This is a genomic window from Nocardia sp. NPDC056541 (genome assembly GCF_042794235.1).
Classification (GTDB): Bacteria; Actinomycetota; Actinomycetes; order Mycobacteriales; family Mycobacteriaceae; genus Nocardia.
On the sequence record NZ_JBHTUD010000010.1, the window covers coordinates 281,047 to 286,519 of the forward strand.

Below are 5,473 nucleotides of genomic sequence, written 5' to 3' on the forward strand. Positions count from 1 at the left end.
ACTATGTGGTGAGCCAAATCGCTTCGGCGGCAAGAGTTCCGAGTTCGGTGGGGGCTTCGGCCGAGGCGATGTGGACGGCGATGGTGCCGGCGAAATCGCGGCGTTCGGCGACTTCGATGGTGGTGTCGAGCGCGATACCGACCGAGTCGAAATAGCGCAGCATCGCGGGGTCGGAGTCGGAGATGCGGGCCACCCGGCCGGATTCGCCCGCGGCGAAGTCGCTGAGCTGACGGGCGGGGGGAGTGGGGACGGCGCCGTCGGTGGAGGGGATGGGGTCGCCGTGCGGGTCGCGGTCGGGGTGGCCGAGTTTCGCGTCGATGCGGGACATGAGCAGGTCGGAGACGGCGTGTTCGAGTACCTCGGCCTCGTCGTGCACTTCGTCCCAGCCGTAGCCGAGTTCGTTCACCAGGAAGGTCTCGATCAGCCGGTGACGGCGCACCATCGCGACCGCGGCGCGACGGCCGTGTTCGGTCAGGGTGATCGCGCCGTAGCGGGCGTGCTCGACCAGGCCCTGATCGGTGAGCTTGCGCACCGCCTCCGACACCGTCGAGGCCGACACGCCGATCCGCTCGGCCAGTAACTTGGTCGACACCTTCTCTTGCGACCACTCCTGAGCGGTCCAGATGACCTTCAGATAATCCTGTGCCACCGCCGACAGTTCGGGCGCGATCGTGGCGGCGAGTTCGGCCTGCTCGGCGGGTTGCGTCAGCGCGCTGCGGGTCGCGACATCTCGTTTAGCTGGCACATCACCAATGTTAGGCATCCCTGGCCCGAATGACACATCGGCGAACCGGCACGCCGCGCACCGGCGATCCGCCGCACACCGGAATTCTGTTCGGGCACCGCTTTGCGTAGGCTTCGCTCTGTGCAGAGATGGCGAAGTCTCGACGACGTGCCCGCGGACTGGGGGCGTTGCGTTCTCACGATCGGCGTGTTCGACGGGGTACATCGGGGGCACGCGCAGCTGATCAGCCGCGCGGTCGCCGCGGCGGAGAAGCGTGGCGTGCGCTCGGTTCTGATGACCTTCGATCCGCACCCGATGGAGGTGGTGCGACCCGGTTCGCACCCCGCGCAGCTCACCACGCTGACCCGCCGCGCGGAGCTGGCCGAGGAGCTCGGGATCGACGTGTTCTGCGTGATGCCGTTCACCCAGGACTTCATGAAGCTCACCCCGTCGGAATACGTACACGACCTGCTGGTCGAACGTCTGCACGTCACCGAGGTCGTGGTCGGCGACAATTTCACCTTCGGTAAGAAGGCCGCGGGCACCGTCGACACGATGCGCGAACTCGGCGAGCGGTTCGGCTTCGAGGTCGACGGGGTGACCCTGCTGGGCGAACACGCTGTCACTTTCTCCTCCACCTACATCCGGGCCTGTGTCGACGCGGGCGACATGGCCGCGGCCGCCGAGGCGCTGGGGCGGCCACATCGCGTCGAGGGCGTCGTCGTGCACGGCGACGGGCGCGGGCGCGGGCTGGGTTTCCCGACCGCCAACGTCGCCCCGCCGATGCACGCCGCGATCCCGGCCGACGGGGTGTACGCGGGGTGGTTCACCGTGCTCGGGGCGGGCCCGGCCATCGGTGACGCCGCACCCGGCGAGCGCGCGATGGCCGCGATCTCGGTCGGCACCAACCCCACGTTCTCGGGTCGCTCACGGACCGTCGAGGCATTCGTCCTCGACGGCGAGGCCGATCTCTACGGCCAGCACGTCGGTGTCGATTTCGTCGAACAACTACGCGGAATGCGCAAGTTCGACTCCATCGACGATCTGGTCGAGGCCATGGGCCGCGACGTCGAGGCCGCGCGCAAGGTCCTCACCGCCGCCGACGCCTGAGCCCGAATTACCCTGGCCGTTACGTGTCGAGTAGAGTGGCTCCTCGGGTTTGCTGCGGTCCGCGGTGGCGCCCATCCCGGGTAACCGGACCTTCGAGCGCGGAACTGAAAAATAGGAGTCGAGCCACATGGCGCTGACCACTGAGCAGAAGTCGGCAATTCTCGCCGAATACGGCCTGCACCCCACCGACACCGGCTCGCCGGAGGCGCAGATCGCGCTGCTGTCGAAGCGGATCTCGGACCTGACCGAGCACCTGAAGCAGCACAAGCACGATCACCACACCCGGCACGGCCTGCTGGCCCTGATCGGTCGTCGTCGCCGCCTGTCGAAGTACCTGCAGGCCAACGACATCAACCGCTACCGTTCGCTCATCGAGCGCCTGGGTCTGCGTCGCTGATCTGAATCGGACACGCCTCCTCGTCGAGGCGGTCGACACCTGGCCAACGGGAAGAAGTACACTTCTTCTCGTTGGCTATTCGTGTATTCGGGGACCATCGGGTTCCCGGCTGCACTACAACATGTGACAGCCGTATGTACCCGTCCGCGTGGCGTCGGTCTTCGGTAGTGGCCTTTCGGCAGGCGTTTCCCGCCGCCGTCGGGCTTCGATCGATGACCGCCTCCGCGTCGCCGCTTCCAAGGGGATCCGGCCGGGTGCTGCGCGTGGCAGCCAGGAGGGTTTCCACGTGTCCGTGTCCGGTACGGCTGACGAATAGCTGGTTCGCGCCCACATGGTGCTGCGCTCCAGCGAGACGAGAGGTCGAGAGAAGAGAATATGACGCAGACAACTGAACGCCCTTCGACTGCGGTCGAGGTCGAGCCCGGAGTTTTCGAGTCGGTCGCGCTGATCGACAACGGTAGCTTCGGCACCCGCACCATCCGCTTCGAGACCGGCCGTCTGGCCAAGCAGGCCGCGGGTTCCGTCGCCGCCTACCTGGACGACGAGACCATGCTGCTGTCGGCGACCACCGCCGGTAAGTACCCCAAGGACCAGTTCGACTTCTTCCCGCTGACGGTCGATGTCGAAGAGCGCATGTACGCCGCGGGTCGCATCCCCGGCTCGTTCTTCCGTCGCGAGGGCCGCCCCTCCACCGACGCGATCCTGACCTGCCGCCTGATCGACCGGCCGCTGCGCCCGACCTTCATCGACGGTCTGCGCAACGAGATCCAGGTCGTCGTCACGGTCCTGAGCCTCAACCCGGCCGACCTCTACGACGTGGTGGCCATCAACGCCGCCTCGGCGTCGACTCAGCTCTCGGGCATCCCGTTCTCCGGCCCGATCGGTGGCGTCCGCGTTGCCCTCATCGGTGGCCAGTGGGTCGCGTTCCCGACCGTCGAGCAGCTCGAAGGCGCTGTGTTCGACATGGTCGTCGCGGGCCGCGTCACCGACACCGGCGACGTCGCCATCATGATGGTCGAGGCCGAGGCCACCGACAAGGTCATCGCACTGATCGAAGACGGTGCGCAGGCCCCGACCGAGGCCGTGGTGGCCGAGGGTCTGGAAGCCGCCAAGCCGTTCATCGCGCGCCTGGTCCGCGCCCAGGCCGACCTGGCCGCGCTGGCTGCCAAGCCGACCCAGGAGTTCCCGCTCTTCCCGCCGTACGGCCCGGACGTGTTCGAGGCTGTCGAGGGCACCTCGAAGGTCGAGCTGAACGAGGCGCTGAGCATCGCCGACAAGCAGGCCCGCGAAGCCAAGATCGACGAGATCAAGGCCGAGGTGCTGTCCCGCCTGGGTGACGACTTCGTCGGTCGCGAGAAAGAACTGGGTGCCGCGTTCCGCTCGGTCACCAAGAAGCTGGTCCGCCAGCGCATCCTCACCGACGGTTTCCGCATCGACGGCCGCGGCCTGGCCGACATCCGTCAGCTCTCCGCCGAGGTCGACGTGATCCCGCGCGCCCACGGTTCGGCGATCTTCGAGCGTGGCGAGACCCAGATCATGGGCGTCACCACCCTCGACATGGTGAAGATGGCGCAGCAGGTCGACTCGCTCGGCCCGGAGACCTCCAAGCGCTACATGCACCACTACAACTTCCCGCCGTTCTCCACCGGCGAGACCGGTCGCGTCGGTTCGCCGAAGCGTCGCGAGATCGGCCACGGCGCGCTCGCCGAGCGTGCGCTGATGCCGGTGCTGCCCTCGCAGGAGGAGTTCCCCTACGCCATCCGTCAGGTCTCGGAGGCGCTGAGCTCCAACGGCTCCACCTCGATGGGTTCGGTCTGTGCCTCGACCCTGTCGCTGCTCAACGCCGGTGTGCCGCTGAAGGCGCCGGTCGCGGGTATCGCCATGGGCCTGGTCTCCGACACCATCACCAACGACAAGGGTGAGGACGAGGTCCGCTACGTCGCGCTTACCGACATCCTCGGCGCCGAGGATGCCTTCGGCGACATGGACTTCAAGGTTGCCGGTACCCGTGACTTCGTCACCGCCCTGCAGCTGGACACCAAGCTCGACGGCATCCCCTCGCAGGTGCTGGCCGGTGCGCTGAACCAGGCGCACGACGCCCGCACCACCATCCTGGACGTGATGGCCGAGGCCATCACCGACCCCGACGAGATGAGCCCCTACGCCCCGCGCGTGACGGCCATCAAGATCCCGGTCGACAAGATCGGCGAGGTCATCGGGCCCAAGGGCAAGATGATCAACCAGATCACCGAGGAAACCGGCGCCAACATCTCCATCGAAGATGACGGCACCGTGTTCGTCGGTGCGACCGATGGGCCGTCGGCCCAGGCCGCGATCGACCTGATCAACGCCATCGCCAACCCGCAGCTGCCCAAGGTCGGCGAGCGTTTCCTGGGCACGGTCGTCAAGACCACCGCCTTCGGTGCGTTCGTGTCGCTCCTGCCGGGCCGCGACGGTCTGGTGCACATCTCCAAGCTGGGCAACGGCAAGCGCGTGGCCAAGGTCGAAGACGTGGTCAACGTCGGCGACAAGCTGCGTGTGGAGATCGCCGATATCGACAACCGCGGCAAGATCTCGCTCGTCCCGGTCGAGGACGAGGCCGCTGCCGCTGAGCCGGCCGCTGTCGAGGAGAACACCGACGCCGAGTAGGCGTTACTGCTGCTGACTGCCGAAACCCCCGCCGTTGCACGGCGGGGGTTTTGTCGTTTCCGGGCTCTGGCAGGTTCGTGACCTGGGTCACGAAGATGCAACGGTGATGCAACGTTGCGTCGCCTAGTGTGGCTGGACACAGTAAGAATCTGTGCCGACAGCCGTGCTGCCGCCCACTCGGAGCGCAGTGCCGACCGCTGTCGGCTCGGCGTACGCGGTCGGATCGCTGGACCGTTTCTCAGCGCCGGAAAGTGTGTCGCCCCGCCGTGATTTTGACTGAATCTGGTCCGGTTTATTATTGAAACGAATACGCTTCTCCTCGTGTTCGGACGCGTGTTTCAGGTGTCGGGGTTGACGATGGAGGTCGGGAGATAGCCGAGTCATTGCTGGTTGCGTGGCGGCGAGCCGGATTGCCGCGATCGTGTCATAGCCGATCGCACTGAATCCGGTGTGCGCGGGCGGATTTCGGGCAGGGTGCCCGAGGTTGGCCGCCCCCGCGCCGATCCACCCCACCCCGGTTCGAGCCGGGGAGTTCCGAGAGTTTGTGCGGCCGCGTGGCGTTACCCGCGGCCGGTAATGGAAGGCAGTGTGCG

4 protein-coding genes are annotated in these 5,473 nt (G+C 66.9%); 3 read left to right on the forward strand and 1 reads right to left on the reverse strand.

What is annotated here, in order from left to right:
• Window position 1 precedes the first annotated feature (1 nt).
• Complete coding sequence (locus tag ACFQ9R_RS20040; RefSeq protein ID WP_378992357.1) at window positions 2-763, reverse strand: metal-dependent transcriptional regulator; 762 nt, start codon at window positions 761-763, stop codon at window positions 2-4.
• 102 nt (window positions 764-865) lie between these two features.
• Between ACFQ9R_RS20040 and ACFQ9R_RS20045 the strand changes: the two genes are divergently transcribed.
• From ACFQ9R_RS20045 to ACFQ9R_RS20055, 3 genes are all read left to right on the forward strand, one after another.
• Entirely contained in the window at window positions 866-1,834 is a 969-nt protein-coding gene (locus tag ACFQ9R_RS20045) for a bifunctional riboflavin kinase/FAD synthetase (protein WP_378992358.1), read from the forward strand.
• 127 nt (window positions 1,835-1,961) lie between these two features.
• Window positions 1,962-2,231: a 30S ribosomal protein S15 gene (gene rpsO, locus ACFQ9R_RS20050; RefSeq protein WP_056811493.1), complete on the forward strand. Its 270-nt coding sequence runs from the start codon at window positions 1,962-1,964 to the stop codon at window positions 2,229-2,231.
• 375 nt (window positions 2,232-2,606) lie between these two features.
• Window positions 2,607-4,880: a polyribonucleotide nucleotidyltransferase gene (locus ACFQ9R_RS20055; RefSeq protein ID WP_378992359.1), complete on the forward strand. Its 2,274-nt coding sequence runs from the start codon at window positions 2,607-2,609 to the stop codon at window positions 4,878-4,880.
• Window positions 4,881-5,473: the final 593 nt, after the last annotated feature.

Bases quoted from the DNA above. Each gene is read 5' to 3' on its own strand.
- ACFQ9R_RS20040 (WP_378992357.1), bottom strand. From the start codon at position 763: ATGCCTAACATTGGTGATGTGCCAGCTAAACGAGATGTCGCGACCCGC.
- ACFQ9R_RS20055 (WP_378992359.1), top strand. From the start codon at position 2,607: ATGACGCAGACAACTGAACGCCCTTCGACTGCGGTCGAGGTCGAGCCC.
- rpsO (WP_056811493.1), top strand. From the start codon at position 1,962: ATGGCGCTGACCACTGAGCAGAAGTCGGCAATTCTCGCCGAATACGGC.